This window comes from Paracoccus aminovorans, from assembly GCF_001546115.1.
In the GTDB taxonomy this organism is placed as follows: domain Bacteria; phylum Pseudomonadota; class Alphaproteobacteria; order Rhodobacterales; family Rhodobacteraceae; genus Paracoccus; species Paracoccus aminovorans_B.
Genome location: NZ_KQ955209.1, coordinates 451,366 through 476,702, shown reverse-complemented (window position 1 = coordinate 476,702; position 25,337 = coordinate 451,366). Strand labels below are relative to the sequence as shown.

At 62.7% G+C, this 25,337-nt stretch carries 26 protein-coding genes and 2 pseudogenes; 19 read left to right on the top strand and 9 right to left on the bottom strand.

Annotated features, from left to right (window positions below):
- The first annotated feature begins 21 nt into the window (after window positions 1-21).
- The 6 genes and pseudogenes from ASV56_RS14185 to arsH all read left to right on the top strand — a co-directional run bounded on the left by ASV56_RS14185 (window position 22) and on the right by arsH (window position 4,104).
- Window positions 22-1,148, top strand: a protein-coding gene (locus tag ASV56_RS14185; RefSeq protein ID WP_152988090.1) for an IS3 family transposase whose coding sequence is annotated in 2 segments (ribosomal slippage) — window positions 22-286 and window positions 286-1,148 — 1,128 coding nt in all. Because the reading frame shifts where the segments join, the coding sequence is not laid out codon by codon here.
- A gap of 37 nt (window positions 1,149-1,185) precedes the next feature.
- Window positions 1,186-1,437, top strand: a pseudogene (locus ASV56_RS22865) (integrase core domain-containing protein); the annotation flags it as partial.
- Window positions 1,438-1,639: 202 nt separating this feature from the next.
- A complete protein-coding gene (locus ASV56_RS14180) occupies window positions 1,640-1,960 on the top strand; it encodes an ArsR/SmtB family transcription factor (RefSeq protein WP_156429176.1) in 321 nt (106 codons plus the stop codon).
- Entirely contained in the window at window positions 1,957-2,970 is a 1,014-nt protein-coding gene (gene arsB, locus ASV56_RS14175; protein ID WP_062562696.1) for an ACR3 family arsenite efflux transporter, read from the top strand. The genes ASV56_RS14180 and arsB overlap by 4 nt, the downstream gene beginning before the upstream one ends.
- On the top strand, window positions 2,967-3,395 hold the full coding sequence (gene arsC, locus ASV56_RS14170; protein WP_062562695.1) for an arsenate reductase (glutaredoxin): 429 nt from the start codon (window positions 2,967-2,969) through the stop codon (window positions 3,393-3,395). The genes arsB and arsC overlap by 4 nt, the downstream gene beginning before the upstream one ends.
- Window positions 3,388-4,104: an arsenical resistance protein ArsH gene (arsH, locus tag ASV56_RS14165; RefSeq protein ID WP_062562694.1), complete on the top strand. Its 717-nt coding sequence runs from the start codon at window positions 3,388-3,390 to the stop codon at window positions 4,102-4,104. Before arsC ends, arsH begins: the two co-directional genes overlap by 8 nt.
- On the opposite strand, the gene ASV56_RS14160 is transcribed toward arsH, so the two are convergent.
- The 4 genes from ASV56_RS14160 to ASV56_RS14145 are packed head-to-tail and all read right to left on the bottom strand — an operon-like array spanning window position 4,090 to window position 6,027.
- Window positions 4,090-4,500, bottom strand: a complete 411-nt coding sequence (locus ASV56_RS14160; RefSeq protein ID WP_216635394.1) for an OsmC family protein — start codon at window positions 4,498-4,500, stop codon at window positions 4,090-4,092. The two genes, arsH and ASV56_RS14160, sit on opposite strands and share 15 nt — an antisense overlap.
- A complete protein-coding gene (locus ASV56_RS14155) occupies window positions 4,500-4,727 on the bottom strand; it encodes a thioredoxin family protein (RefSeq protein WP_062562692.1) in 228 nt (75 codons plus the stop codon). Before ASV56_RS14155 ends, ASV56_RS14160 begins: the two co-directional genes overlap by 1 nt.
- Window positions 4,728-4,741: 14 nt before the next feature.
- Window positions 4,742-5,740 carry a permease gene (locus tag ASV56_RS14150; protein ID WP_062562691.1) on the bottom strand — a complete coding sequence of 333 codons (999 nt, stop codon included), beginning with the start codon at window positions 5,738-5,740 and terminating at the stop codon, window positions 4,742-4,744.
- Entirely contained in the window at window positions 5,737-6,027 is a 291-nt protein-coding gene (locus ASV56_RS14145; RefSeq protein WP_062562690.1) for an ArsR/SmtB family transcription factor, read from the bottom strand. Before ASV56_RS14145 ends, ASV56_RS14150 begins: the two co-directional genes overlap by 4 nt.
- A 102-nt stretch (window positions 6,028-6,129) precedes the next feature.
- Between ASV56_RS14145 and ASV56_RS14140 the strand changes: the two genes are divergently transcribed.
- Window positions 6,130-6,396 (top strand): ribbon-helix-helix domain-containing protein, encoded by a 267-nt coding sequence (locus ASV56_RS14140; RefSeq protein ID WP_062562689.1) that lies wholly within the window; start codon window positions 6,130-6,132, stop codon window positions 6,394-6,396.
- 75 nt (window positions 6,397-6,471) lie between these two features.
- Here the strand turns inward: ASV56_RS14140 and ASV56_RS23625 are convergent, their stop codons facing one another.
- The 3 genes and pseudogenes from ASV56_RS23625 to ASV56_RS14125 form a co-directional block, all read right to left on the bottom strand.
- Window positions 6,472-6,747, bottom strand: coding sequence for a hypothetical protein (locus ASV56_RS23625; protein WP_156429175.1), 276 nt, complete (start codon window positions 6,745-6,747; stop codon window positions 6,472-6,474).
- A gap of 185 nt (window positions 6,748-6,932) precedes the next feature.
- A pseudogene (locus tag ASV56_RS22860) lies at window positions 6,933-7,693 on the bottom strand (IS5 family transposase).
- Between the two features lie 553 nt (window positions 7,694-8,246).
- Window positions 8,247-9,254 carry an IS110 family RNA-guided transposase gene (locus ASV56_RS14125; protein WP_062562688.1) on the bottom strand — a complete coding sequence of 336 codons (1,008 nt, stop codon included), beginning with the start codon at window positions 9,252-9,254 and terminating at the stop codon, window positions 8,247-8,249.
- Between the two features lie 417 nt (window positions 9,255-9,671).
- On the opposite strand from ASV56_RS14125, the gene ASV56_RS14120 reads away from it, so the two are divergent.
- Window positions 9,672-10,928 (top strand): tyrosine-type recombinase/integrase, encoded by a 1,257-nt coding sequence (locus ASV56_RS14120; protein WP_062562687.1) that lies wholly within the window; start codon window positions 9,672-9,674, stop codon window positions 10,926-10,928.
- A 17-nt stretch (window positions 10,929-10,945) separates the two neighbouring features.
- Here the strand turns inward: ASV56_RS14120 and ASV56_RS14115 are convergent, their stop codons facing one another.
- Window positions 10,946-11,542 (bottom strand): hypothetical protein, encoded by a 597-nt coding sequence (locus tag ASV56_RS14115; protein WP_062562686.1) that lies wholly within the window; start codon window positions 11,540-11,542, stop codon window positions 10,946-10,948.
- Window positions 11,543-11,816: 274 nt separating this feature from the next.
- Between ASV56_RS14115 and ASV56_RS14110 the strand changes: the two genes are divergently transcribed.
- From ASV56_RS14110 to ASV56_RS14085, 6 genes are all read left to right on the top strand, one after another.
- Window positions 11,817-12,815, top strand: a complete 999-nt coding sequence (locus ASV56_RS14110) for a helix-turn-helix transcriptional regulator (protein ID WP_062562685.1) — start codon at window positions 11,817-11,819, stop codon at window positions 12,813-12,815.
- A gap of 319 nt (window positions 12,816-13,134) precedes the next feature.
- Complete coding sequence (locus ASV56_RS14105; RefSeq protein ID WP_062562684.1) at window positions 13,135-13,383, top strand: helix-turn-helix transcriptional regulator; 249 nt, start codon at window positions 13,135-13,137, stop codon at window positions 13,381-13,383.
- Between the two features lie 62 nt (window positions 13,384-13,445).
- Window positions 13,446-13,646 (top strand): hypothetical protein, encoded by a 201-nt coding sequence (locus tag ASV56_RS14100; RefSeq protein WP_253880047.1) that lies wholly within the window; start codon window positions 13,446-13,448, stop codon window positions 13,644-13,646.
- Entirely contained in the window at window positions 13,643-14,038 is a 396-nt protein-coding gene (locus tag ASV56_RS14095; protein WP_062562682.1) for a VRR-NUC domain-containing protein, read from the top strand. The genes ASV56_RS14100 and ASV56_RS14095 overlap by 4 nt, the downstream gene beginning before the upstream one ends.
- Entirely contained in the window at window positions 14,035-15,042 is a 1,008-nt protein-coding gene (locus tag ASV56_RS14090; protein ID WP_062562681.1) for a helix-turn-helix domain-containing protein, read from the top strand. Before ASV56_RS14095 ends, ASV56_RS14090 begins: the two co-directional genes overlap by 4 nt.
- Window positions 15,039-15,716 carry a hypothetical protein gene (locus ASV56_RS14085; protein ID WP_062562680.1) on the top strand — a complete coding sequence of 226 codons (678 nt, stop codon included), beginning with the start codon at window positions 15,039-15,041 and terminating at the stop codon, window positions 15,714-15,716. The genes ASV56_RS14090 and ASV56_RS14085 overlap by 4 nt, the downstream gene beginning before the upstream one ends.
- Before the next feature lie 58 nt (window positions 15,717-15,774).
- Here the strand turns inward: ASV56_RS14085 and ASV56_RS22855 are convergent, their stop codons facing one another.
- On the bottom strand, window positions 15,775-16,278 hold the full coding sequence (locus tag ASV56_RS22855) for a very short patch repair endonuclease (RefSeq protein ID WP_082724840.1): 504 nt from the start codon (window positions 16,276-16,278) through the stop codon (window positions 15,775-15,777).
- A 67-nt stretch (window positions 16,279-16,345) separates the two neighbouring features.
- On the opposite strand from ASV56_RS22855, the gene ASV56_RS14080 reads away from it, so the two are divergent.
- The 5 genes from ASV56_RS14080 (at window position 16,346) to ASV56_RS14060 (ending at window position 25,267) form a co-directional block, all read left to right on the top strand.
- The gene (locus ASV56_RS14080; RefSeq protein ID WP_156429174.1) at window positions 16,346-17,899 is read left to right on the top strand and encodes a DNA cytosine methyltransferase; all 1,554 of its coding nucleotides are present in this window, start codon (window positions 16,346-16,348) and stop codon (window positions 17,897-17,899) included.
- Window positions 17,900-17,972: 73 nt separating this feature from the next.
- Complete coding sequence (locus tag ASV56_RS14075) at window positions 17,973-19,466, top strand: ATP-binding protein (RefSeq protein ID WP_062562678.1); 1,494 nt, start codon at window positions 17,973-17,975, stop codon at window positions 19,464-19,466.
- Window positions 19,463-22,198, top strand: a complete 2,736-nt coding sequence (locus ASV56_RS14070; RefSeq protein WP_216635393.1) for a Z1 domain-containing protein — start codon at window positions 19,463-19,465, stop codon at window positions 22,196-22,198. Before ASV56_RS14075 ends, ASV56_RS14070 begins: the two co-directional genes overlap by 4 nt.
- On the top strand, window positions 22,185-23,159 hold the full coding sequence (locus tag ASV56_RS14065) for a PD-(D/E)XK motif protein (RefSeq protein ID WP_062562677.1): 975 nt from the start codon (window positions 22,185-22,187) through the stop codon (window positions 23,157-23,159). The genes ASV56_RS14070 and ASV56_RS14065 overlap by 14 nt, the downstream gene beginning before the upstream one ends.
- The gene (locus tag ASV56_RS14060; RefSeq protein ID WP_062562676.1) at window positions 23,156-25,267 is read left to right on the top strand and encodes an AIPR family protein; all 2,112 of its coding nucleotides are present in this window, start codon (window positions 23,156-23,158) and stop codon (window positions 25,265-25,267) included. The genes ASV56_RS14065 and ASV56_RS14060 overlap by 4 nt, the downstream gene beginning before the upstream one ends.
- Window positions 25,268-25,337 lie beyond the last annotated feature (70 nt).

The following is a 25,337-nucleotide window of genomic DNA, read 5'->3' as shown; positions in this document are numbered from 1 at the left end:
CCTGTTCAGGAGGACCATCAGATGGCAGGCAAGCGAGACAAACCGGAAGACATCGTTCTGAAGCTTCGACAGATTGAAGTGCTTCATGGACAGGGAATGGCAATTTCCGACGCGGTGCGGCAGATCGGCGTGACCGAGCCGACGTATTATCGCTGGCGCAAGCAGTATGGCGGCATGAACCGGGATCAGCTGAAGCGTCTCAAGGAGCTTGAGGCGGAGAACCAGCGGTTGCGGCGCGCGGTGTCAGATCTGACCTTGGACAAGATGATCCTGAGCGAGGCTGCACGGGGAAACTTCTAAGCCCTTCGCGCCGTCGCCAGTGCATTGACCATGTGCGGCAGGCGCTCGGCATATCCGAGCGCCGCGCCTGCCGCATCCTCGGGCAGCACCGCTCGACGCAACGCAAGGTTCCTTGCGGCGCCCCGGACGAAGAACGGCTGACGGAAGACATCATCACGCTCGCTCGCACCTACGGGCGATATGGCTATCGGATGATCACCGGATTGCTGAACAACGCCGGTTGGCATGTAAATCATAAACGCGTGGAACGGATATGGCGGCGTGAAGGGCTGAAGGTCCCGCAAAAGCAGGCAAAGAAGGGTCGGCTCTGGTTGAACGACGGGTCCTGCGTCCGTCTCCGGCCGGAGCACCCGAACCACGTCTGGTCCTATGATTTCGTTCAGGACCGGACACATGACGGACGGCTGTTTCGGACGCTCAATATCATCGACGAATTCACGAAGGAGGCGCTGGTGATCCGTGTAAACCGCAGGCTCAATTCCACCGACGTAATCGACGCCCTGACGGATCTGTTCATCTTGCGTGGCCCGCCTGCGTTCATAAGGTCCGACAATGGCGCGGAATTCATTGCCAAGAAGGTGCAGGGCTGGATCGGCGCAGTTGGTGCCAAGACCGCGTTCATCGAGCCGGGTTCACCCTGGGAGAACGGGTATTGCGAGAGCTTCAACGCTCGATTCCGCGACGAACTCCTGGATGCAGAAGTCTTCTATTCGCTCAGGGAGGCCCAGATCCTCATCGAGCGATGGCGCCGCCACTACAACACTGTCAGGCCGCACAGCTCCCTGGGATACCGCCCACCCGCACCGGAAGCCGTCATCCCAATAGACCAGCGGCCGACGATGCACTAACAATCAACCCGGACCACTCGGTGGGGGCAGTCCAGGCGCAGTTGGTGCCAAGACCGCGTTCATCGAGCCGGGTTCACCCTGGGAGAACGGGTATTGCGAGAGCTTCAACGCTCGATTCCGCGACGAACTCCTGGATGCAGAAGTCTTCTATTCGCTCAGGGAGGCCCAGATCCTCATCGAGCGATGGCGCCGCCACTACAACACTGTCAGGCCGCACAGCTCCCTGGGATACCGCCCACCCGCACCGGAAGCCGTCATCCCAATAGACCAGCGGCCGACGATGCACTAACAATCAACCCGGACCACTCGGTGGGGGCAGTCCACCGTCGTCGTCCGGATGCTGATCGACTACGCTGTGTCGCGCGACCAGGCGCGCGCGTGTCGGTGATGACCGCACGAAAGGTCACGCAGCATTGCCTCTCTCAGGGTTGTCCTATCACAACGACAGTTATATCGTTTATCGACGATTAACGAATCTATTGGAATCACGCGTGCCTCAGAACGATCACCTTGCAGATCTGGCAAAGGCGCTGGCTCATCCGGCCCGTCTTCGCATCCTTCGGCTTTTGCTGGCCACCCCCGGCTGCATCGGCGGTGACATCGTGGATGCTGTCGGCCTGGCACAGTCCACGGTGTCAGAGCACCTGCGCATCCTCAAGGCGGCGGGGATCATCTCGGGCGAGATCGACGGGCCGCGCGTGTGCTATGCGCTGAACCCAGATGCGCTGGCCCCGCTGGCGGAGTTCATCGCCAGCCTGACACCGCCCCCCGGCGATGCCTGCTGCGTTCCCACCCGGAAGGAAACCACATGAGTCTGTTCGAACGCTGGCTGACCCTATGGGTCGCCCTCTGCATCCTGGCGGGCCTTGTGCTGGGCAACCTCGCGCCGGGCCTGTTCGGTGTGCTGGCCGGGCTGGAATACGCCTCGGTCAACCTTGTGGTGGCCGTGCTGATCTGGGCGATGGTCTATCCGATGATGATCGCCATCGACTTCGGCTCGCTGAAGGATGTCGGACGACGCCCCAAGGGGCTGATCATCACGCTGGCGATCAACTGGCTGATCAAACCCTTCACCATGGCCGCGCTGGCGGTGCTGTTCTTCAACCACGTCTTCGCCGGGCTGATCGACCCGGCCAAGGCGCCCGAGTATATCGCGGGGCTGATCCTGCTGGGTGCTGCGCCCTGCACGGCGATGGTGTTCGTCTGGTCGCAACTGACGAAGGGGGATCCCAACTACACGCTGGTGCAGGTCAGCGTGAATGACCTGATCATGGTCGTGGCCTTCGCCCCCATCGTAGCCTTCCTGCTGGGCGTGACGGACATCAGCGTGCCGTGGGAAACGCTGATCCTGTCGGTCGTCCTCTACATCGTCATTCCGTTGATCGCAGGCTGGCTGACACGACGCACCTTGATCGCGCGGGGCCGGTCGGTCGAGGATTTCACCGCGAGGATCAAGCCCACCTCGGTCCTTGGCCTGCTGCTGACCGTGGTGCTGCTGTTCGGCTTCCAGGGGCAGGTCATCATTGCCCAACCGCTGCTGATCGCCCTGATCGCGGTGCCGATCATCCTGCAATCCTACGGCATCTTCGCGCTTGGCTATGCCTGGGCCTATGCGTGGAGGTTGCCGCACAAGGTGGCCGCGCCCTGCGCGCTTATCGGAACGTCGAACTTCTTCGAACTGGCCGTGGCGGTCGCCATCGGGCTGTTCGGGCTGAACTCGGGCGCAGCGCTGGCCACGGTCGTCGGCGTTCTGGTGGAGGTGCCGGTTATGCTGTCGCTCGTCGCCTTCGCCAACCGCACGCGCGGCAGGTTTCCAGCATGAGCTTTCCCGTCGTCATCCACCATAACCCGGGATGCGGCACCTCGCGCAATGTCCTCGGGATCATCCGAGCCGCCGGATACGAGCCCGTGGTGATCGACTATCTCACCGCAGGCTGGACCCGCCCGCAGCTTCTGGCGCTATTCGCGGCCGCCGGAATCAGCCCGCGCCAGGCGCTGCGCGTGGCCCGCTCCCCGGCCGAAGAATTGGGCCTGACCGCCGCGGACGTGACGGACGATCGGCTTCTGGATGCGATGGTCGCGCATCCGATCCTCGTGAACCGCCCCATCGTCTGCACGCCCAAGGGAGTGCGCCTGTGCCGCCCGTCCGAGGTGGTGCTGGACCTGCTCGACCGCCTGCCCCCCGGCCCGCTGGCCAAGGAGGACGGGCAGATGATCATCGACGCGGAAGGAAATCGTCTTGTCTGATACGCCCAACATCGACGATGCGCTGTTCCCAGGCATCGACCGCGACCGGCTGTTCGGTGGCTCTACCTCTGCGCATCCGCCGCGCATCCTGATCCTCTACGGCTCTTTGCGCGCCCGCAGCTTTTCGCGGCTGGCGGCCGAGGAAGCGGGGCGCATCCTGACCCGGCTTGGGGCCGAGGTCCGGTTCTTCAGTCCTTCCGGCCTGCCGCTGGTCGATGACGGCGTGGATGCCACCCAGCCCAAGGTGCGCGAGTTGCGCGATCTGGCGGCCTGGTGCGAAGGCATGGTCTGGTCCAGCCCTGAGCGGCACGGCGCCATGACCGGGCTGATGAAAACGCAGATCGACTGGATCCCGCTCTCCGACGGCGCCGTGCGGCCGACGCAGGGCAAGACGCTGGCCGTCATGCAAGTCTCGGGCGGATCGCAGAGCTTTAACGCGGTGAACCAGATGCGCGTCCTCGGCCGCTGGATGCGGATGCTGACGATCCCCAACCAATCCTCGATCCCAAAGGCGTTCCAGGAGTTCGACGAGTCCGGGCGCATGCGACCGTCGCCGCTCTACGACCGGATCGTGGATGTGATGGAAGAACTGATAAAATTCACCCTGCTGACGCGCGACCGGGCCGATTACCTCGTGGACCGCTATTCCGAACGCAAGGAAAGCGCCGAGGCCCTGATGAAGCGCGTGAACCTGTCAGCCGCAACCTGAGGCACGGCGGAGCGTGCCTTCCAGCGGCAGAGCACCAGACAGCGTGTTCGAGATCGTTCCGTATTTCAGGATGTTGCGGTGCAGCAGATCAAGGCGCTGGTCCGTCTCGGCGCTGTTCACGATGATCTCGTAGCGGATTAGCGTCAGTTTGGGTGGCGCGTCCTGGCGCACTGCCTCCAGCGCCACCTCGGCCCCGTCGACTTGGAAATGCAGCATCGGCGTCACCCGCTCGATCCCCTTGAGCATGCAAGCGGCGAGGGCCGCCAGCAGCAGTTCCACCGGGTTCATCGCATCGCGCCGCCCGGCCAGATCGGTGTCGAGCGTGACTTCGGCCTCTTTCGCCACGGCGAGGCTGCCATGGGCGTCGATGCGGCGGGCGTGGACGCGATACTCCATCAGATGAGCCTTCCGATTTCTTCCGCCGTCAGCACCTTGCCGGTCGAGACGACCTTTTCGTTCACCACCAGCCCCGGCGTCGACATCACCCCATAGGCGGCGATTTCGGCAAAGTCAGTGACCTTGATGATCTCGGCCTGCTTGCCCGCCGCCGCGGCAGCGGCCTTGGCGTTTTCGCCAAGCGTTACGCATTTCTTGCAGCCCGAGCCGAGGATCTTGATGATCATGATGCGGTCCCTTCTCAGATGAACCAGTTGGAAATCGCGTTGAAGATCAGCCCGATGGACAGGATGCCAAGCGTCACGACGCCGGTGAAGGTAACGAGGAGCGGCATCTTCACCACACGCTTGAGCATGATCAGCGAGGGCAACGACAGGGCGGTCACCGCCATCATGAAGGCCAGCACAGTGCCGAGGCCCACGCCCTTGCCGACCAGCGCCTCTGCAATCGGCAGGGTGCCGAAGATGTCGGCATACATCGGGATCCCCACCAGCACCGCTACGGGGATCGACCACCACTTGTCCTGCCCGAGCATGGCCGAAATGACGTCGGCGGGCACCCAGTTGTGGATCGCAGCCCCGATGCCGACACCGATCAGCACGTAGGGCCAAACGCGGTGGACAATCTCCATCACCTGGTCTCGTGCATAAGCCAGCCGCTCGCCCCGTGTCATGGTCGCCGCCTCGCCCGAGACGGGGACGGTGCGGACGAATTCCGCAACCTGACTCTCCATCCCCATGCGCCCGATGATCGTCCCGCCCACGATAGCCACCACCAGCCCGACTGTCACATAGGCAAGGGCAATCGGCCAGCTGAAGATCGAGGCCAGCAAGATGACCGAGGCCAGGTCCACGAGGGGAGAAGAGATCAGAAACGAGAATGTCACCGCCAGCGGCAGGCCAGCGGCGGTGAAGCCGATGAAGAGCGGGATCGACGAACAGGAACAGAACGGCGTCAACGTGCCCAGAAGGGCCGCGAGCGTGTTGGCGCCCAGACCGGACCGCCCGCCCAGCATGGCGCGCGTCCGTTCGGGCGGGAAATGGCTTTGCACATAGGAGATGGCAAAGATCAGCACCGACAAGAGGATGAAGATCTTGATCACGTCATAGACGAAGAACTGCACGGACCCGCCGATCCGCGATGCAGGGTCCAGCCCGACGGCCGCCACGCCCGCTCCTACCAGATCGTTGAGCCAGGTCATCCGCAGCAGTTGATCGTTCAGCCAGCCGAACACGCTCATGCCGCCCGCTCTCTGACCATGATCGGCCGCTCGAGGGCAGCTTCGACCAGGCATGTAAGGGACCGCGGCAGCTCGAGGTTGATCCGGTAGCGCACCCACTGCGCATCGCGCCGGTCCAGAACCAGCCCCGCCTGCTTCAGCACCTGCATGTGCCGCGACATCCGGCTTTGGGTGGCTCCCAGCTTTCGCATCAGCTCGCAGACACAGTGTTCCGACCCATCCGCCAGCAAGCGCATGGCTTCAAGACGGGTCGGTTCCGCAAGGGCAGACAGAACGGCTAAGATCATCGGCGGCGCTCCACTTCATGCGCATCTGCGCATAGGCGGGCGTTCCGTGCCGTGATCTGGATCATTTTTGGTGATCGTGAACACACGAAAGTGGAGGACAACATGTCCCAGACCAAGACGATGGGAGTCCGCATCAGCAATGAGCTGAGCGAGTTCGTGGCAGCGAACGTGGGCGACAACGGAACGTACGAGAATGTCAGCGAGTACGTGCACGATTTGATCCGCCACGACAAAGAACGGACGGAGCAGGAGGCGTTTGATCGTCTGAAAGCCGAACTCATGCTTGCCTTCGCCGCACCGGAGGAAAGCTATCGGCCATTGAGCGCAGCTGACGTGATTGCTCGGTTCCGGGATGATCGTGGCGTCTGATCGGCAGCGCACGGCACGCAAAAGGCCCCCGTCGAAGGGGGCCTCGCAAAACGTTGACCAGGTGTTGACAAGAATTTAGAATGGCAAAATCCGAGCGTTTTTCTTGGCCTTGAAGTCTTTGATAAGACTGGATTTTTTGGTTGCGGGGGCAGGATTTGAACCTGCGGCCTTCAGGTTATGAGCCCAGGCAGCAATCGAAGAAAAGCTCAATAAAATCAACATGAAAACGCGCATGCCATTAGAGCCACGCACTATTCCTGTCGGCATTAAACGGTTTTCACCGCTCTCCAGTCGCATCAATCGGCGCAAAACTTCACGCGACGGTTGAGGTGGCGTTGAGGTGGACAGCATTGCCATCCTTGTACAGGTTCCAAGTCTAATCCTTCGACGCAGCCCTTTCCCGCATGTCCTGAACCATTCTCGCCCTCTTCAACCTCGAAAAATCAGTCTTTCCAGCCAAACGACGATCTTTCGCAATCTCATCAATTATACTCTCGATGAAGTCCCTTTGCTCCCTCCTACGTCCAGCAGCTAGGTCATGTTGACAAATGGCGGAGCCAGAGGCGGATCGACGTGATATCGATGAAGCCAAGGAAGCTTTCGGCGGTCTTGTCGTAGCGGGTGGCGACACGGCGAGCGTTCTTGAGCTTGTTGAAGCACCGCTCGACAAGGTTCCGCAGCCGGTAGAGCCTGCGATCGACAGCGACACGGAGCCTGCGAGACTTGCGCATCGGGACCACCGGCAGGATGCTACGCGCCTCCATGGTTTTGCGAACCTTGTCGGAGTCATAGCCGCGATCGGCCAGCAGGATGCAAGGCTCCGGCAGGTTGTCGTCCATGACCAGATCAAAGCCCAGGTAGTCCGATGTCTGGCCCGGCGTGATGTCCGACCTCATTGGCAGCCCGGCAGCATTGACGCGCAGGTGGACCTTGGTCGTGAAACCACCTCTTGAACGGCCAAAACCCTGTCTTGGAGTCCCCCTTTTGCGCCCGCTGCCTGATGATGGGCGCGGATCACGGTGCTGTCGATCATCTGGAGCGCATCCGGCACGATCCGACTTTCGTTCAGCGCTTCGAGGATCTGCTCCCACAACCCCGCCAGGGTCCAGCGCCGGAACTGGCGGTAGACACTGGACCACTTCCCGAACTCTTCTGGGAGGTCGCGCCAAGGAGAGCCGGTCCGCGCGATCCAGAAAATCCCATCAAGAACAAGGCGGTGATTTGCGGGCTTGCGCCCGTTCGGGGCGCGCACGGCCAGAATGAAGCGCTCATGAAACGCCCATTCCTCGTCCGACATCAGGTCTCGTGCCAAGCTGGTCTCCATTGCAGGTACCAGCTTGAATCACGATCAGGCCACCCTGTGAATCCCTTTTGTCAACACCACCTAAGGTGAACAATCGTAACGTCCATTGCAGCTCCACGATGAGTGACTGCTCGGGTAAGCGGTCATACTTATGAGGAAACTGCACGATTCCATCGGCGGCAACAAGTGGTTGTCAGGACTTCGGTAACGGGGTCGTCCCAGTCAAGCGGTTTTGCGCATACGGGATGTGCCGCCGGAGCGCGCGGTCTTGTTCTTTGAGAAAGTGATCTGCTTCCCTGTTCGGCAGCCTTCGCCTGAGATCGACCCGGGTGCATGCTTCGGTCCGTGGTCAGCGCTGTGGCTGCCAACATGATGCTGGTTCAATGCAATTCCGATGTGCCCATCTCATTGGCGTGCTCGATACGATCGGCATCAGTCCTGAGCACGGCATCACCGGAACCGCGTCCCGTGGGGACCTCGAAGGCCCGCGATCAGGCGGGCAGCAGTCTGGAATCTGTGTCTTCAGCCGGCATGAAGCACGGGAATGTCAAAACGGGAAGTCGGTGTCATCCTTCCACATCCGGTGCAGGATCACGGCGATGCGGCGGGCCAGCGCAACCATCGCGCGCTTGGCACCCCGACGGCGCGCAAGTTTTGCCGCCCAGGTTCGCAGCCAGCTCGCCCGTCCACGATGCATCATGACGGTTGCGGCCTGGCACAGCGCGCGTCGAAGGTTGACGTCGCCTGCCTTGGTGATCCCGCCCGAGATGTCGCGCTCGCCCGACTGGTTGCGAGACGGCGTCAGGCCGACCCATGGTCCGACCTTCTTCGAGGATGTGAAGCGGGCGGGATCATCGACAGCGGATCGATAGGTCAACGCCACGACGGCGCCGATCCCGGGCATCGACATCAGCCGACGACAGACCGGATCTTCCTGGGAGAGTTGACGGACATTGCGTTCAAGACCCGCCAGCTCTCGCCGCAGCGCCGCGCGCGCGCGAAGCATGGGTTCGGTTGCCGCTTCCAGCATCGGGTTGCCCGCCGCCAGTTCGCGGATACGCTGTTCGAACCTGCCGCGGGATATGGTGCCAACCTTGAGCCCGAAGTTCCGCAGCAGCCCGCGCAGTGACATTTCCAGCGTGATAAACCCTTGTTGCACAGCCTTACGAGCGCTGAGCACCGCTCTAACCTCCTGTGCAGACACCGATTTGCAATGAACGGGTCGGAACCAACCAAGATGAATCAGACGTGCAATACCCTCTGCATCCCGCCGGTCCGTCTTGATCGGCATGGCCTTCAGGGCGCCTTTTACCTGTCTGGTTTCCATTAGAACGACAGGTAGTCCCGCATCTGACAACCCGCGATGCAGCCACTGCGACAAGGGGCCAGCCTCAAGCCCGACGGCGGCAATTGCGCCGTCCTGGTCGCAGATCCAGCACGACAGCGCTTTGGGCTCGCTGGCCACCTGCGCCTCCTTCACGATCTTCCCATGCTCGCTGATCACGCAGATCGCGGTCTTCTCCAGCGACACATCCAGCCCGACAAACAGCTTCATCCCGCAGTCCTCCATGTAGATCCGATACGGGAATGGCGCCAGCTTGCCCTCAATCTTGCAACGGTAACGGGCGGGTCGCGACGCAGGCCCCGTTACGGCATCTCATTGAGTGCAACCCTGCGGGTGTCGCGCCCCGGTCGTTTGTTCGGGTTTGGGGTACAGAGCGCCTTGCTTCGAGCGAGTGCTCAACGATGAGCTTTCAAAAGGAACCTTTCGACAGTTGAACTTGAATGTCAGCAGGCGGTTGGCGGCAGCATTCATTGATTTTGAGGTTTTGTAGGTCTTTGCGACTCAAGCGGAACGCCTCTCCCCGCCCCACTTCCGGTCTCCGCCTCCTTTCCGGTCCTCCCGCCATGCTTGCCTTGATCCGGGCGCGAATCCACGCCTCATGTCGGGACGAGAAAGACGGAGCGATGCATGGTCAAGAGACTGAAACTCAATGAAAAAACCGTCCGCGAGGCGGCCAACCTGGGGCGGGACTACCAGATCTTCGACACGGATGTCCGGGGGTTCTCGGTCACCATCTACCCTTCCGGAAACCGGGCGTTCACGCTGGACTATCGCGTTGCCGGGCGCCAGCGGCGGATGACGATCGGGCGCTGGCCGGAATGGACCACGACGGCCGCCCGCGAACGGGCCAAACAGCTGCGGCGTGAGATCGACGAGGGCGGCGATCCCCTCAGCCAGCGCCAGGCGGCGCGGGCGGCGCCTCGGATGAGCGACCTGATTGAACGGTATCTGGCGGAACACACACCCAACCTTGCGCCCCGCAGCGCCGCCGACCACCACACCATCATGCACAAGCTGGTCGGCCCCGACTGGAACAAGAAGCTGGTGACGGAGATCACCAAGGCCGACGTCGAGAAGCTCTTGAACAAGATCGCCGCGGGCCGGGCCCGGCCCTCGAAGGCGAAGCCCAACAACCGGGCGCGCAAGCTGCAGGGGCCGAAGCCCACGCCAGTGCGCGCCAACCGGGTGGGCGAGGTGCTGCGCAAGATGTTCTCGCTCGCAATCGAATGGGGCATGCGCACGGACAACCCGGCCAGTGGCTTTCGCCGCCGGATCGAGACGGAGCGCGAACGGTTCCTGTCGCCCGAGGAGATCGCCCGTCTGGCCAAGGTGCTGGACGCGGCAGAGGACCAGCGCGCGGCCGGGATCATCCGGCTTTGCATGTTGACCGGCGCCCGGGTGGGCGAGGTTCGGCAGGCGCGGTTTGAGCAGTTCAACCTCGACCTGCTGAGCTGGTCGAAACCCGCCAGCACAACCAAGCAGCGCAAGATCCACCGCATCCCGATTTCCGACGATGTCGCCGCCATCGTCCGCCAGCGCAGCCTGCTGGTGCCGCGGGGCAATCCGTGGCTCTTTCCCGGCGACACGCCCGGCCAGCCGGTCAAGGAAATCCGCCGGTTCTGGGTCGGGATCCAGAAGCAGGCCAACCTGCCCGGTGTCCGGATCCACGACCTGCGCCACACCTTCGCGTCACTCCTTGTCAGTGGCGGGGCCTCGCTGGAGATGATCGGCAAGCTGCTGGGCCATTCGCAGATGACGACGACCCAGCGGTACGCGCATCTGATGGACTCGCCCCTCCGACATGGGGTGAATGTCGTCGCCAGCATCTTCCGGCCGCGGCCGCAGCTCGTCCATGACGCCGACCAGGAACAGAAAAGCGCCTGATCACGCCGCGCCGCCGGTCAATCCCGCTCGCGCAGCACCCGCCAGATCGGCGCGATCTTCTTGCGGGTGGTGCTTTCCTCGGGGATGTCCCCGTTGGGCGAGTTCTGGGCGAACCAATCCTGCACCTCGTTGATTAGTTCGCCTTGCGTCGCGGGAAGGCCGCGTTCGTTGATGCGGCGGAACAGCATCAGGTTTACCCCATCCCAATCGTAGCGCGGCGCGGATCCCGGCGGCGATGCCGGGCGCCGCAGCAGATCGCGCTCGTCCTCGAACTTGTGGACCTCGTCGGCCAGCAGCAGCAGGTCGGTGATCTTCACCAGAACCCCATCGGTCGGATCGGTGATGAATTGCCACTCGGTGGTTCCCGGCAGCCGGATCCGGTAGACGCGGCATTCCTCGTCGCTCGGCCCATGACGACGGAACATCCGCATCATGTCGGCCGCGCTCACCTGGACGATTCCCGCCACGGGCTGCCTGCCGCAGATGACCGAAGCGATGCTGGTGTTCAGCGAGAGAAGGCCGGTCGCGGACCACCCGGCGACATCGGCAGCAGTGCAACCCCAGCGAGCAGAAATCTCGGTCAGGGAATAGAACGGGCGGGGCGGCAGGTTCATCGCGGCGGTCTCCTTTCTGCAATCGATAAAACCCAGGTCAGAAAGGCATGCGGCAGGGATGCTGTTTGCAAACAGAGACTTGTCGGCGCGTATCTGGATGTCGGCACCATTTCCCCGCCCCTCCCGCAGGCGTGCGTTATTGTTCGGGCTGATTGCCCGTCATTGGCCGTCGGGGATCATGGGAATCGCCTTGATCTGACAGGTTCAGGCTACTCGCCTTTCGCGCGAATTTGCACTATCTCACCCTGACAGGTTCGGTCAGGGATCAAGAAGTGTGAACAAGCGTCTGGGCAAGGCCATCGACATCATGCGGCTGGCAGAAGTGGCGGCGGCGCAGGCGGACGGAATCAGCCTGGTGCAGATCACCGAAACCTTTGGCGTGAACCTTCGTACCGCGCAGCGCATGTCCAAGGCGCTGGAGGCGGCCTTTCCCATGGTCGAGATCCGCATCGACAAGGACCGGCGCAAATGGTGGAAGCTGAACGAACAGAAACTGCTCCATGGGCAGGGCATTCGGGACAGCGAATTGTCGGCGCTGGAGATGGGCATTCGCCGCGCCGAGCGGGACGGCGCCGCGACCGAGGTTTCGGCGCTGACCTCGCTGCGGGACCGGCTTCTGGCCACCATGCCGTCTTCCCACGCACGCCGCGCCGAGGCGGATGCTGAGGCGGTGCTGGAAGCCCGTGGCCATGCTTGCCGCCCTGGCCCTCGGGCCAAATACGACCCTCTGATCCTCGGAGCCATCGAAACGGCGCTCAAGGGCCCGTTTACGATGCAGATCGATTATGCCGGGGCACAGGATGCCAGCCCGCGGTCGAGGCAGATCGAGCCCTATGGCGTGCTGTTCGGCATGCGCGGATACCTGATCGCCCGCGAGATCGGGAACGGAACGACCTATCGCCATTTCCGACTGGACCGGATCCGCAAGGCCCAGCTGATGCCGTCCTCCTTCAAGCGCGACCCGGATTTCGACCTGCGGGCTCATGCTGCCCGAGCCTTTGGGTCGTTCCATTCCGAGGCAGAGCTTGCCCCGGTCGAATGGCGGTTCTCGCCTGCGGCGGCGCCTGTTGCGCGGGATTTCCTGTTTCATCCCGACCAGGAGGTGACGACCGAGGCCGACGGCAGCCTGACCGTCCGCTTCACCGCCGGAGGGTGGCTGGAGATGGCATGGCACCTCTACAAGTGGGGCGACGCTGTCGAGGTGATCTCGCCACCAGAACTGCGCGCCATGGTCGAGGCGCACCGTCGCGCCGATTTCCCCGCCCTGCCCTGACACCATACCGCAGGACGCGCCGGAACGGCCGATGTCCGCTTCCGGACCAGATTCCCTGCCTTCTGCCGATGAATGCAGATCGAGGCGGCGATCCGCGCCGATCCGCAGAATCAACGCGCCCAACATCACCGGAAATGGCGGAATGGCACTGGGCGCATCTGCAATTCCGGATTCCGGTCAGGCCGCAAATCTCCAATGAAACTTGGGCCGGAATGGCTCTTTGCCTGTCCGTTCCGGTCTCCGCCTAGGTTCCGGTCCCACTGCTCTGCTTGCCTCGTCCCGTCTCCGGCATCGACCGGGAACTGGATGGGAGTACGAGATGCAGACCACGACCGCTGCCCCCGAGGGCCAGCCCCTGAACCTCCTCGCGGAATGGATCAGCCGCGACCAGCTTGCGGGTGAGTTGGGCGTTGCCAGCGACACCCTCGCTAGGTGGGAAGCCCGCCACGAAGGCCCGCCCTGCACCCGCATCGGGCGCAAGGTGTTCTATCGGCGCACCTCGGTCGAGGCGTGGATCCGCGCGCAGGAGCAGGTCCGCCCCGCGCCGAAGACCCGGGGCCGGCGCTGATGGTTGCCCCGCATCGCCCCGCCCGGCGCCCTGCTGTCGATCCCGCCTGGCGCGCGCAGCGCTTGGCTGAGGCGCGCACCGTCGTCGCCAATGTCGCGCGCCATTCCGATCACCTCGTCCGCCTTGCCTGTCAGGTGCTGACCACCCACGGCCAGTCGGAGCGCGAACGCCGCGATGCGCGGGCCCTGCTCTTCGCGATCGAGGCCCGATGCCCGGCTCGCCATCGCCGCGCTCAGGCCCTCGACCCAGAGGTCCGCCGATGAAGCGCCGCGGCACCCCCGAGGCCGATCTGCAGCGTTCCGTCGTGCAGGCGCTGCGCATCGCCCTGCCCCGCACCGCCATCATCCATCACTGCGCCAACGAGGTGACCGAGGCCGGGCCCCGTGGGGCCAAGCGCCAGGCGATCCTCGTCGGCATGGGCGTGCATGCCGGGTTCGCGGACCTGATGGTCCTGAGCGACGGCCGCGTACTGTTCCTCGAACTGAAGGCACCGAAGGGGCGGCTGCGGCCGGAGCAGGAGGCGTTCCGCGATGCGGTGCAGGCGCAGGGGTTCGGCTGGGCGCTGGTGCGCAGTCTCGACGACGCGCTGGGCGCGCTGGCGGATCACGGCTTCACAACGCGCATCGCGCCTGCCCCGCGGAGGCCCGCGCCATGAGCCACGAGGCCACCAACTGGGCCATCAAGCAGCGCGGGTTGAAGCCCACGACGAAGATCGTGCTCTGGCATCTTTGCGACCGCTTCAACCCGGACTACGGCTGTTTCCCCTCGCAGGACCGCCTGGCGCATGACTGCGAGATCAGCCGGTCGACGCTGAACGACCACCTCGGCCAGCTCGAGGCCGTAGGCCTGCTGCGGCGGGTGCCGCGGCTCGATCCCGTGACCAAGCGCCAGCTGCCCACCCGCTACATCCTGGGGTTTGAGCCGGGCTTCACACCCGTGGCTGTGGTGCCGTGTCCGGAAATCGGACACGGGGACGACGACGGTGCGGAAAGCTTCGACGGTGCCTATGGTTGCGACGTCGGCGGCATGGCCGATGCCCTGCCGTGTCCGGCTTTCGGACACGGGTTTGGCGCGCAAGCCGTGTCCGATTTTCCGGCCGACCCGTGTCCGGAAAATGCCGAAAGCCGTGTCCGAAATCCGGACACTAACCCTGTAAGGGAACCTCTAAGTAAACCAGTAAAGGAGGAGGAGGGCGCGCAGGCGCGCGAAGGCGTGTCCGATGAGGTTTTCGGGGACCTGCTGACAGCGCTGGGCCTCGACACCGACGCCCTGCCCGGCTGGTGGCAAGGCTGGCCGCCCCGGCTGCACGTCCAGCGCTGGCGCGACGAACTGGGGCTGACCGAGGCGGAGATCATCGCCGCGGCCGAGGCAAGCCGCCAGGAACATCCTGAACCGCCCGATGGGCCGAAGGCGCTGGACCGGGTGATGCAAAGGGCGGCCCAGCGCAAGGTCGAGGATGCAGGGCGGAAACAGCGCAAGCCCAAAACGGCCCCTGCCCCGGCCGCGAAGCCGATCACCGACCTCCCCGCCTTCTACGCCGAACTGGTCAACTCCGACCGCTACCTGCCGGTCAGCGCGATCAGCAACACGATGCGCGATGCCATGCTGGCACGTGGGTTGGTGACGGCCGAACGCATGCGCGAGCGAGGTGTTCGATGACACTGCAACGACCGATCGGCCGTGCGGGCAGTCGAGCCATTCAACGTGCGTTGGGCGTGCAGGCGGCGCTGGAATGGGCGTTCCGGATCGAACAGGCGCAGCTGGAACTGCCGCTGCCCGCGGACATCACCGAGGAAGGCTTCGGCTTCGGCCTGGAATACGTCCTGCTCCAGCGCGCCGTGCTGGGCTGCAAGATCGACGGTGGCCAGCACAAGATCGGCGGCTACACCCACGAGGACGCTGAGGTCATCGCCGCCACTGTCGCCGGGATCCCCGACAGCCTCGGCGGCAAGCGCATGGCGATCCGCGTCGCCGAACTGGCCCGCGCCGGGCTGACGCCCGACTGGATGCCCGGCGCCGTGCCGCGCTGCGTGCCCAGCATCGTGAAGCAGAACCAGCATGGCACGCATGCGGGCGCCATCGTCGTAGGCACGGAGCGCATCCGGGTTCGTGGTCCGGGCGCCCGTGCCACATGGAAGACCATCGACATCCTGGCCTGTCCGGTCACCTTCTCCCCCCACCCGCAGCAGATCAGGGCCGCCCGGCGTGGCTATGACGACTGGTGGCAGGCGCTGAGCTGGGTTCGGGACGGGCTGATTGCGGGCGGGATGTTGCGGGAGGTTGAGGTGACAGGGGCGATGCCGAAGCCGCGGCCGTGGGAGGGGAGCCGGTGACATGTCAGACGGACCGTCATATCGCAGCTCCGGACTGTCCGACCCACGCTCGGACCTTTCATGTCCGTTCAGACCCTACCGGGCCGCTTCTCCTGTGTTTGGGCGCCCCAATATCCGCCTCTCCGACTTCAAGCTCTCGACCATCACCATGAAGCCATCCCGAAACGACGTCCCGGACTGCTGCAACACCAGCCTCGGTTCGCAAGGCGCATTCCCAGATTGTCGCAACCCTCCAACCGGCCAGCAACAAAGCCGATCGAACTGCCCCGTCCCGCATCACATTCGCGATGAACTTCGATGCCCAGAACTCCGGGCGTGTTGCCGGAGTGCTTGCGTAACGGCAGCCCGGGTGCCGGTGCCAGAAGCACCCGTGCACGAAAATGACGGCCTTGTATTTCGGCAGCACAAGATCCGGCTTGCCGGGTATGCCTTTCGCATGGAGGCGGTAGCGGAAGCCCAGCGCGTGCAGGGACCGCCGGAGCACCAGTTCCGGCTTCGTATCCTTTCCGCGGATGCCAGCCATCATCCGGGAACGGGTCTGGCTGTCGACGATGTCGGTCATTTGCCTCCTGGCCTCGGCCGATGGACCTGGTATACAGCCAGTGATCCGAATTCGAGAGGTCTCTGATTTGCCAGCCACTTTCGGCATTGTCGATCTGTTTGCAGGTCCAGGCGGCCTTGGAGAGGGATTCGCCTCGCTTGATGTTGGCGGGCAGCACCCATTCCACATCGGGATTTCGGTAGAGAAAGAGGCATCGGCACATCGGACGCTGCGGCTGCGCGCCTTTCTGCGTGACCATGTTTCGCGACACGACGCCCTTCCGGAAGCCTTCGTGAAGTTTCATGCCGGTGTGACGGACGAACCGGACTGGTCAGAGGTAGACGCCGCAGCATGGACAGAGGCGACGACAGAAGCTCGCTGTCTTGAGCTTGGCAGTGATGCAGCCGCAACAGCCATCGATGAGGCTATCGGTCGGCTGCGACAGAGCTTCGACGACACGATCCTGATCGGCGGTCCACCCTGTCAGGCCTATTCGCTGGTCGGGCGGGCCCGTTCGCGCGGCAAGACGGACTACGTCCCAGAGGAAGACCACCGGCATTACCTTTTCCGCGAATACATCCGGGTGCTGAAAGAACTTCGCCCGGCCGCTTTCGTCATGGAAAACGTCAAGGGCATGCTGTCCTCGACCGTCGAAAGCCGACTGGTCTTCGAGATGCTGATGGAAGACCTGGCTTCCCTGGGCACGGGTCACGGCCATCACTACGAGCTTCGGGCGATCCGCCTTGCGGACGGTATGGCCACCCTGCAAGAGGCGGCACAGCCATCCGACTTCATCGTGCGTGCCGAACAATTCGGTGTTCCGCAGCGCCGCCATCGCGTCATCATCGTCGGCATCAGGTCGGATTTGGCAACCCGAGCATCCGGCGCAAGCATCGCGGTGTCGGGCACTACCCGCACGGTCGATGAGACCATCGGCAACATGCCGCCTCTGCGCAGCGGCATCAGCCGCGCGTCAGACACCGCCGAGGCATGGAGAAAGGAGGTCGAAGGGTTCGCCAAACTGCTCGCGAAGATTTCCAAGGGCGACGAAGACGGTACCATCGCATCGGAATTCCGCGAGATCAGGGAAGTCCTGAAGCACGGCGCCGAAACCTGCCGCTCCTCCTCCATGCTTCCTGCCGCCTATGGAACTTCGAATGACGACATGATGCGCTGGCTGGAGCGTCCCGGCTTGCACGCACTGGCCCAGCACGAAACCAGGGGTCATATGGCCTCGGACCTCGGCCGCTACCTGTTTGCCGCAGTCTTCGGCAAGGTGCGTGGTTACAGCCCGAAGGCGGCCGACTTCCCGCTAGCCCTAAGCCCGGATCACCGTAACTGGCACAGCGGTGTCTTCAACGACCGCTTTCGCGTCCAGCTTGCACACGAGCCTTCGACGACGGTTACCAGCCACATCTCGAAGGACGGGCACTATTTCATCCACCCGGACCCGCTGCAATGCCGCAGCCTGACGGTGCGCGAGGCAGCGCGGCTGCAGACCTTCCCGGACGACTATCTCTTCCTCGGTAACCGGACACAGCAGTATGTCCAGGTCGGAAATGCGGTCCCACCATTCCTAGCAAGACAGATTGCAGCGCTCATCCACGCATCCCTGACAAAACCGGACACCTTCAACCTCTGAAGCACTTCGCGCACCTTGTAACGACGATCCGTTCGCGCAAGAGTAGATCGAGATCGTACTGCCAAGGGTTCGCATGCAGGAAATTGTTGTTTCAAGACGGGCAGATGCCACTCCTCACGCCGCGGCATTGATCGAGGGTCTGAGGGATATCGGTTATTCTCTCGAAACGGCCATTTCAGACATCATCGACAATTCCATCACCGCGGGCGCCCATCGGATCGAGATCGTCACAGAGACCTATTCGGACGAACCCTACATCGCGATCATCGACGATGGCATGGGCATGACCGAAGACGAACTTGTCGCAGCAATGCGACCCGGCAGCAGGAACCCTCTGGCCACACGTGATGAACCGGACCTCGGTCGGTTCGGCCTCGGCCTGAAGAGCGCCAGCTTCTCCCAGTGCCGTCGGCTGACGATCGTTTCCCGGCGTGCCGGGCAGACCAGCGCAGCGATCTGGGATCTTGATGACGTCGCCGAGCGGAACGAATGGGCTGTGCAACTGCCCGATCATTTCGATCTCATCCCTGGCATCGAGAAGATGGGGCAGCAGGGTACTCTCGTGCTATGGCAGAAACTTGACCGACTGACTGGCGGCTATTCCCACAATGCCGCCAAACGCGCGGAGGTCATCAACCAGAGGATCGCGGAAACCGAGCGTCACCTGCGCCTCGTGTTTCATCGGTTCATGGAGGATGCCAAACCGCTGCGCATTCTCCTGAACGGGCGACTCCTTCGTCCCCTTGATCCGTTTGCCCGAAAGAACCCCGCGACCATTTCAGACCCGGAAGAAAAGCTGACCCTTATCAGGGGAGATGTGGAGATCCAGAGCTTCACGCTTCCCCATCACAAGCAGATGTCCAAGGCGGACTGGGAGGATATCGGCGGGCCGGAAGGTCACCTGAAATCGCAGGGCTTCTATCTCTATCGCGGCAAGCGTCTGATCCTGTACGGAACCTGGTTCAGTCTGTGCCGCCAATCGGAATTGACAAAACTGTCTCGGGTCAGAATCGACATTCCCAACAGCATGGACGCTGACTGGAAGATCGACGTCAAGAAATCCTCGGCACAGCTTCCGCCAGTCGTGCGCGATCGGCTGAAAAAGATCATCGAACGCATTCTCGCCGGTTCGAAGCGCACCTACAGCAAGCGGGGACAGAAGCTCGTCGATCATGAACGGCTGCCCATGTGGCATAGGATTCAGGCAGATGGGCAGATACGCTACCGCCCGAACATCGAACACCCAGCGTTTGCCGATTTCGCCGAAAGCCTGCCCCCGGACCTCAGGCGCGGCTTCTTCAACTGCATTGCTCTGGTCGGGGCGTCATTGCCCATCGAAACGTTGCACGCAGACATGGCAGGCACGGCCGAACAGATCGTTCCGGATCGGGTGGACGAAGACGCGCTTGCCCAAGCCGTGCAGGCAACCCTCTCCGTCCTTCTGGGCGCGCGCAAGGACATCAAAGAAATCAAGGCACTGATGAAGGACGTCGATCCGTTCAGATCGGCTTGGGAAGATACGGAACGCATCATCGAGGCGACGATCGAGACGAAGGAAGACAAGTGAAGCAGATCCTGAGCAGCCTCGAGGGCATGACGTCCATGTACATGGCGTCGCAGCCCGGCCCCCACACAGCCCAGTCGATCCGGGAGATCATCGCCCAACTGCGTGTCATGCCGATGTTCGCGGACCAGGTCGAAGATGGTGACGCAGAGGAACTCGCACGCCTGATCGAGGAGAAATACGGGATCAGCATGGGCTTCGGCGCCATCGTCGATGCCGAGGACTTCCGCCCTTGGCTGCATGACGCCCGGATCAACGGCGAGATCGGGGATTTCTACTGGGGCAGGTATCGCAAGCTCCTGAACCTGAAGGGACTGCCGAAGTCGGTGATCGACGCGACGGACGAGGTTACGGATCGGGTGCTGGATCGTCTGGGCGATCCGCGCAACCTGAGCCCATGGAGCCGCCGCGGTATGGTCGTTGGCCATGTGCAAAGCGGCAAGACCGCAAACTACACCGGGCTCATCTGCAAGGCGGCGGATGCGGGCTATCGCCTGATCGTCGTAATTGCGGGCATTCACAACAACCTGCGGAACCAGACCCAGGCCCGCATCGACGAGGGGTTCATTGGCCGGGACACAGGTCGGCTGGCCCATGCCAACAAGGCGCAGCGCCAGAAGATCATCGGTGTCGGCCAGTTCGATCAGCGCGAATTTCCAGTGTCGCTCACCAACACACTGCGCGACTTCAACAAGGCCACGGCGACAACGAATACCAGCCAGATCGGGCAATACAACGTGCCCGTCGTGCTGGTGATCAAGAAGAACTCCAGCACGCTGAAGAACCTGCTGGAATGGCTGAAGGAACACTCCGTCCACCAGGGCACCCAGATGGTCAGCCAGCCCATGCTGCTAATCGACGACGAGGCCGACAATGCCTCAATCAACACGGCCTATGCTCGTGATGAGGTGACCCGCATCAATGGCCAGATCCGCGAGCTCCTTTCGCTGTTCCACCGCAGTTGCTACGTCGGCTATACGGCCACGCCCTTCGCCAACATCTTCATCGACCCGGATACCGATGACGAGACGTTGAAGCAGGACCTGTTCCCGCGGCACTTCATCATCGGCCTCGACGCGCCGTCGAACTACTTCGGGGCGCAGAAGGTGTTCCTTGATGCCCGAGAACGGCATGTCCGCCTGATCGGCGACAATGAGGACATCCTGCCGATGAAGCACAAGATCGACCATCCGGTCGATGTGCTGCCGGAAAGCCTCATCCGTGCCGTGCGCGCATTCATCGTCGCGCGGGCGATCCGGAATGCCCGGGGCCAACAGGGCGCGCATGCCTCGATGCTGATCAACGCCTCACGCTTTACCGATGTCCAAGGGCGGTTGCGGTCCCGGGTGGCTGATGTCGTCGACAGGATGCGAGACGCGGTCGCGGTTGATGGTGCCAAGGGCAAGGCAGCGCTACGCAACCCCGAGATTGCTGCCCTGCATGCGGTCTGGGAGGCCGAGTTCGCCGAGGCCGAGGGCGCGGACTGGCCCACCGTCCAGGCTCGCCTGCATGAGGCGCTGGTTGCCGCGCGTGTTGTCGAGGTCAACGCCTCAAAGCGGTCGCAGCCGCTCGACTACGACCAGGGCGGGGAACATGGCGTGACGGTGATTGCCGTCGGCGGCTTCTCCCTCTCGCGCGGACTGACGCTGGAAGGGCTGACCATCAGCTACTTCCTGCGGAACTCGATGATGTATGACACGCTGATGCAGATGGGCCGCTGGTTCGGCTACCGGCCCGGATACGAGGACCTTTGCCGGATCTGGATCCCTGCCGATGGCGTTGGCTGGTATGCCCATATCCACGAGGCGATGGACGACCTGCAGACCCAGCTGAAGCGCATGGAACTGGCCAAGGCCACGCCCGAGCAGTTCGGTCTGGCCGTCCGCAGCCATCCGGAATCGCTTATCGTGACAGCACGGAACAAGATGGGCACGGGGCGCGAGTTCCCGATGAAGGTCGGCCTCGCAGGCAAGCTGGTCGAGACGACACGCATCCGTACGGATCGCGATCAGCTGGACCGCAACCGACAGGCCGGGCAGGCGCTGGCGGCGGCAATCAAGGCCAGTGGGCTGGCACCGCAACACCCTTCCCGCGGCACCCTTTTCAGCGGCGTCTCTGTCGATCTGATCCGCGATTTCCTGCGTGCATTCCGCGCCGATGCCTCTGATCCCCTCACCGATCCGAGGCTGATGGCAGATTACATAGATGCGCGCGCCGACACCGAGCTCAGGGAGTGGGACGTCCTCTTCGCCAGTGCACAGAAGGCAGATGCGACACCCGCCGATCTGTCCGGGATCGACATGCGGGCCTTCGGTCGATCAGTCGGTGAGCCGGATTTGCGCCAAGGTGTCCTCGCAATCAGCGGCACCAGCAGGCGCGTCGGTTCGCCCGGCGACGAGCGTGTCGGGCTGACCAAGGAACAGATCGACGCGGCCACCAATACCTTTCGTGAAGAGCGGATTCGGGACGGCAAGCCTGTTCCGGAAACCCTTCCGCCCCGCATCTTCTGCGAGGTCCGGGGGCGCCGCCCGTTGATCATCCTCCGTTTCGTCGAACCCGTGGTCCCTGACGAACTGAAGGCCAAATCGCCTGGACTGGTTCTGGCATGGAGCATCTGCTTCCCGCCATCCGACGTTCAGGGCGGCACCGTGGAATACATCGTCAACACCATCCGGATGCGCGAGATGTTCGGCGAGGACGAAATCGAGGAGGAGGCGCTCGGTGATACCGACTGACACGCCATGGTCCGGCCTCGAGGCCGGAAAGGTGGACACGCGCCGGGTTTCGGCATCGGCACGGTGGAACTGGTTCTGGGCAGTGATGCCGCGGGCCGATGTGGCCCTTGTCCTGCAATTGTCCAACCTGCCGAAACCCGCCCCAGACCTGCCAAAGCTGCGTAACCTCGAAATCCGGTTCCAGACGCTGCCCGGTGGCCCGATCCTCTACATCCGGCTCAAGGACAGCGCCCAGCTTGAACTGTTCGAGACCCTGTGCCGCGATGTGATGGCGGCGGGCGAGCTTGCCGATACCGAGGCTGAAGCCCTCGAACGCGCTATCGGCCGCACCTTCCGCTGGCACTACCTGCTTCGCGGCGGAAAACTCGAAGTGCTTTCGGAGGAAGCACAGAAGGGCCTGATCGGCGAGATCGAAGTCCTGAAGCTGCTGATTTCCACGCTCGGTGCCAAACCGGCGTTGACCGCCTGGACGGGGCCTTCTGGCGCACCAAAGGATTTCGAGCTGAAGGCCAACTGCATCGAGGTCAAGGCTAGGCGCGGGGCCTCGCAGCCCTTCGTGAAGATCACGAACGAGTTCCAGCTGGCAGATGTGCCGGAACGGCGCCTATGGCTGGCAGTGCTGGCCGTCGACAAGGTGCAGCCGCCGCACGGCCGGACGCTGACCGAGTATGTCTCGGAGGTCACCGAGCTTCTTGAACGGACCGAACCTTCGGCCATCATGGATTGGGATCTGCACCTGGCGGACGTCGGTTTTGACATCCTTCACGACTATTCATCCTGGCGCTGGATCGTGTCGTCCCCCGACTTTCATGCCGTGACCGAGGACTTCCCCCGGATTGCCGCCCCCGTGCCCCTCGGAGTCTCGGTTGTTTCCTACGCCCTCGCCCTTTCTGCCTGCACGCCATTCCGGACGGAGTGGGGAACGGTGCGGGAAAAGCTGAACGAAGCAGACCAGACATGAGCGAACTCGACGAGTATCATCAGAACCTGATGGCCGATATCCGCCGCGAAGCGGATGCCAGTGGCATTTTTCCTGTCGAGGCCTTCTTTGACCAGATGACCCAGCGGTTGATCGAAGCTGGCGAACTTGAAACCGCTGACCGAGCTTATTTCCAAAGTGGCGATGGCGGTCAAAGGCTAAGGATCGACGGATACGCGGGTGATCCGAGAGGCTATGCTCTGGATAAACCCGCCTCGAGCGGCGGTGGACGCGATGGCGACGGTGTGCTTGGGCTGATCGTCTGTGACTTTGCCGACAGTGACTCTGTCCAAACCTTCGGCAAGGGGGATGTGCCCCCGATCCTGAACCCACTGATCCGCTTTCTGAAGAAGGCAAAGACCGAAGAATTCCGCGACTCTTTGAACGAGGCCAACCCCGCCTTCCAAGTCTCGGACCTGATCATCACGACCTGGTCGCAGGTCACGAAAGTCAAATTGATCCTCATTTCCAACCGGGAGTACATCGGCCGCGACGATGCCGTGAAACTGGCAGAAATCGGCGAGGTGCCGATTACGTGGTCAGTCTGGGATCTGGCACGCTTCGAGCGGTTCGACCGCTCGGGACAGGCCCGCGAGGACATGGTCATCGACTTTGCCAAGGATTTCGGGGCGCCCCTTCCTGCGCTCAAGGCATCACAGTCTGGCGCTGCCCTCGAAAGCTATCTGCTAATCGTGCCAGGGGAGCAGTTGGCCGCGATCTATGACAAGTGGGGCGCTAGGCTTCTCGAAGCCAACGTCCGTTCTTTCCTTCAGGCGAGGGCCAAGACCAACAAGGGCATCCAGAAGACCATCAAGGAGGAACCCGAGCTCTTCTTCCCTTACAATAACGGCCTGTCAGCCACTGCCGATGCCGTGTCCTGCGTAAGAACGGATGACGGGTTAGCTGTCGCCTCGATCAGCAACCTGCAGATCGTCAACGGCGCCCAGACAACCGGGTCGATCCACGCCGGGCTGAAGTCCGCAAAGGAACAGCTCCCGCAAGTCTTCGTGCAGATGAAACTGACCGTCGTTCCTCCCGACAGGTCCGAGGACATCGTGCCGAAGATCTCGGAATACGCGAACACCCAGAACAAGGTGAACGCTGCTGATTTCTTCTCGAACCATCCCTTCCACATCCGGATGGAACAGTTCTCGCGCAGCGTCCTCTTCCCGGCGCGTGCTGGCGAGCGTCACGACACCAAGTGGTTCTACGAGCGTTCGCGCGGGCAGTTCATCAACGCCCGCGCCAAACTGACACCCGCCCAGCTGAAGAAGTTCGATCTGGAGTTCCCGAAAACGCAGCTCTTCAGCAAGACCGATCTCGCCAAGTTCGAGTTTTCGGCAGTCGGCCAGCCGCACATCGTTTCCCGTGGCGCCCAGAAGAACTTCGCGGAATTCGCCAAGGACATCGGCGAAGCATGGTCCAGGAGCGACGCCCGGTATGACGAGCTCTGGTACAAGCGGCTGATCTCGAAGGCGATCGTGTTTCGCTGGCTCGAGACCGAGGTTCCGAAGCAGCCGTGGTACGAGGGTGGCTATCGCGCCAATATTGTTACATACGCCATGGCAAAGGTGTTCCACGATGCCAATGGCGAGAAGCAGGTCCTCGACCTTGACGCGATCTGGAGGCGGCAGTCTGTTCCCGATGCCCTCCAGCGAGCGCTACTTCTGGCGGCCGCGGAGGCAAACGACGTAATCACTCACCCTCCGGCAGGTGTTCGCAATATGTCGGAATGGGCAAAACAGCAGGCATGCTGGAACGGGATGAAGGGTCGAACGCTGAACTATGACGATGACTTCGAGACCTGCCTGACCCTTGTGGATACCGCCAAGGCGGCAAAGCGCGAAGAGAAGGCGAAGAAGGCAATGACCGAGGGCATCAATGCCCAATCGGAGGTGGTGACCTTGGGTGCAGATTTCTGGAAAGAGGTGTTGGCTTGGGGGCGCGAACGCAAACGTCTCACGCCCAAGGACATGCAGATCCTCGAAGTCTGCGCATCCATGCCGCGCCGGGTTCCCTCAGACCTGCAGGCCCGACATGCCCTCGATGCGCTCGGGCGCATGAAAGATCAGGGGTTCGGCGAGTCATAGCCTGCACCCCTCCCCCCTCCTCTGGTTCCTCCCCGGCCCCTAACGTATGCGGGGGGGCGCAGCGCGGCGG

Excerpts from the sequence above, each read along its gene's own strand:
- arsC (WP_062562695.1), top strand. The coding sequence starts at position 2,967 with ATGAGCTTTCCCGTCGTCATCCACCATAACCCGGGATGCGGCACCTCG.
- ASV56_RS14120 (WP_062562687.1), top strand. The coding sequence starts at position 9,672 with ATGGTCAAGAGACTGAAACTCAATGAAAAAACCGTCCGCGAGGCGGCC.
- arsB (WP_062562696.1), top strand. The coding sequence starts at position 1,957 with ATGAGTCTGTTCGAACGCTGGCTGACCCTATGGGTCGCCCTCTGCATC.
- ASV56_RS14160 (WP_216635394.1), bottom strand. The coding sequence starts at position 4,500 with ATGGAGTATCGCGTCCACGCCCGCCGCATCGACGCCCATGGCAGCCTC.
- ASV56_RS14060 (WP_062562676.1), top strand. The coding sequence starts at position 23,156 with ATGAGCGAACTCGACGAGTATCATCAGAACCTGATGGCCGATATCCGC.
- ASV56_RS14150 (WP_062562691.1), bottom strand. The coding sequence starts at position 5,740 with ATGAGCGTGTTCGGCTGGCTGAACGATCAACTGCTGCGGATGACCTGG.
- ASV56_RS14115 (WP_062562686.1), bottom strand. The coding sequence starts at position 11,542 with ATGAACCTGCCGCCCCGCCCGTTCTATTCCCTGACCGAGATTTCTGCT.
- ASV56_RS14085 (WP_062562680.1), top strand. The coding sequence starts at position 15,039 with ATGACACTGCAACGACCGATCGGCCGTGCGGGCAGTCGAGCCATTCAA.
- ASV56_RS14140 (WP_062562689.1), top strand. The coding sequence starts at position 6,130 with ATGTCCCAGACCAAGACGATGGGAGTCCGCATCAGCAATGAGCTGAGC.
- ASV56_RS14095 (WP_062562682.1), top strand. The coding sequence starts at position 13,643 with ATGAAGCGCCGCGGCACCCCCGAGGCCGATCTGCAGCGTTCCGTCGTG.
- ASV56_RS14155 (WP_062562692.1), bottom strand. The coding sequence starts at position 4,727 with ATGATCATCAAGATCCTCGGCTCGGGCTGCAAGAAATGCGTAACGCTT.
- ASV56_RS22855 (WP_082724840.1), bottom strand. The coding sequence starts at position 16,278 with ATGACCGACATCGTCGACAGCCAGACCCGTTCCCGGATGATGGCTGGC.
- ASV56_RS14090 (WP_062562681.1), top strand. The coding sequence starts at position 14,035 with ATGAGCCACGAGGCCACCAACTGGGCCATCAAGCAGCGCGGGTTGAAG.
- ASV56_RS14145 (WP_062562690.1), bottom strand. The coding sequence starts at position 6,027 with ATGATCTTAGCCGTTCTGTCTGCCCTTGCGGAACCGACCCGTCTTGAA.
- ASV56_RS14105 (WP_062562684.1), top strand. The coding sequence starts at position 13,135 with ATGCAGACCACGACCGCTGCCCCCGAGGGCCAGCCCCTGAACCTCCTC.
- ASV56_RS14125 (WP_062562688.1), bottom strand. The coding sequence starts at position 9,254 with ATGAAGCTGTTTGTCGGGCTGGATGTGTCGCTGGAGAAGACCGCGATC.
- ASV56_RS14075 (WP_062562678.1), top strand. The coding sequence starts at position 17,973 with ATGCAGGAAATTGTTGTTTCAAGACGGGCAGATGCCACTCCTCACGCC.
- ASV56_RS23625 (WP_156429175.1), bottom strand. The coding sequence starts at position 6,747 with ATGCTGTCCACCTCAACGCCACCTCAACCGTCGCGTGAAGTTTTGCGC.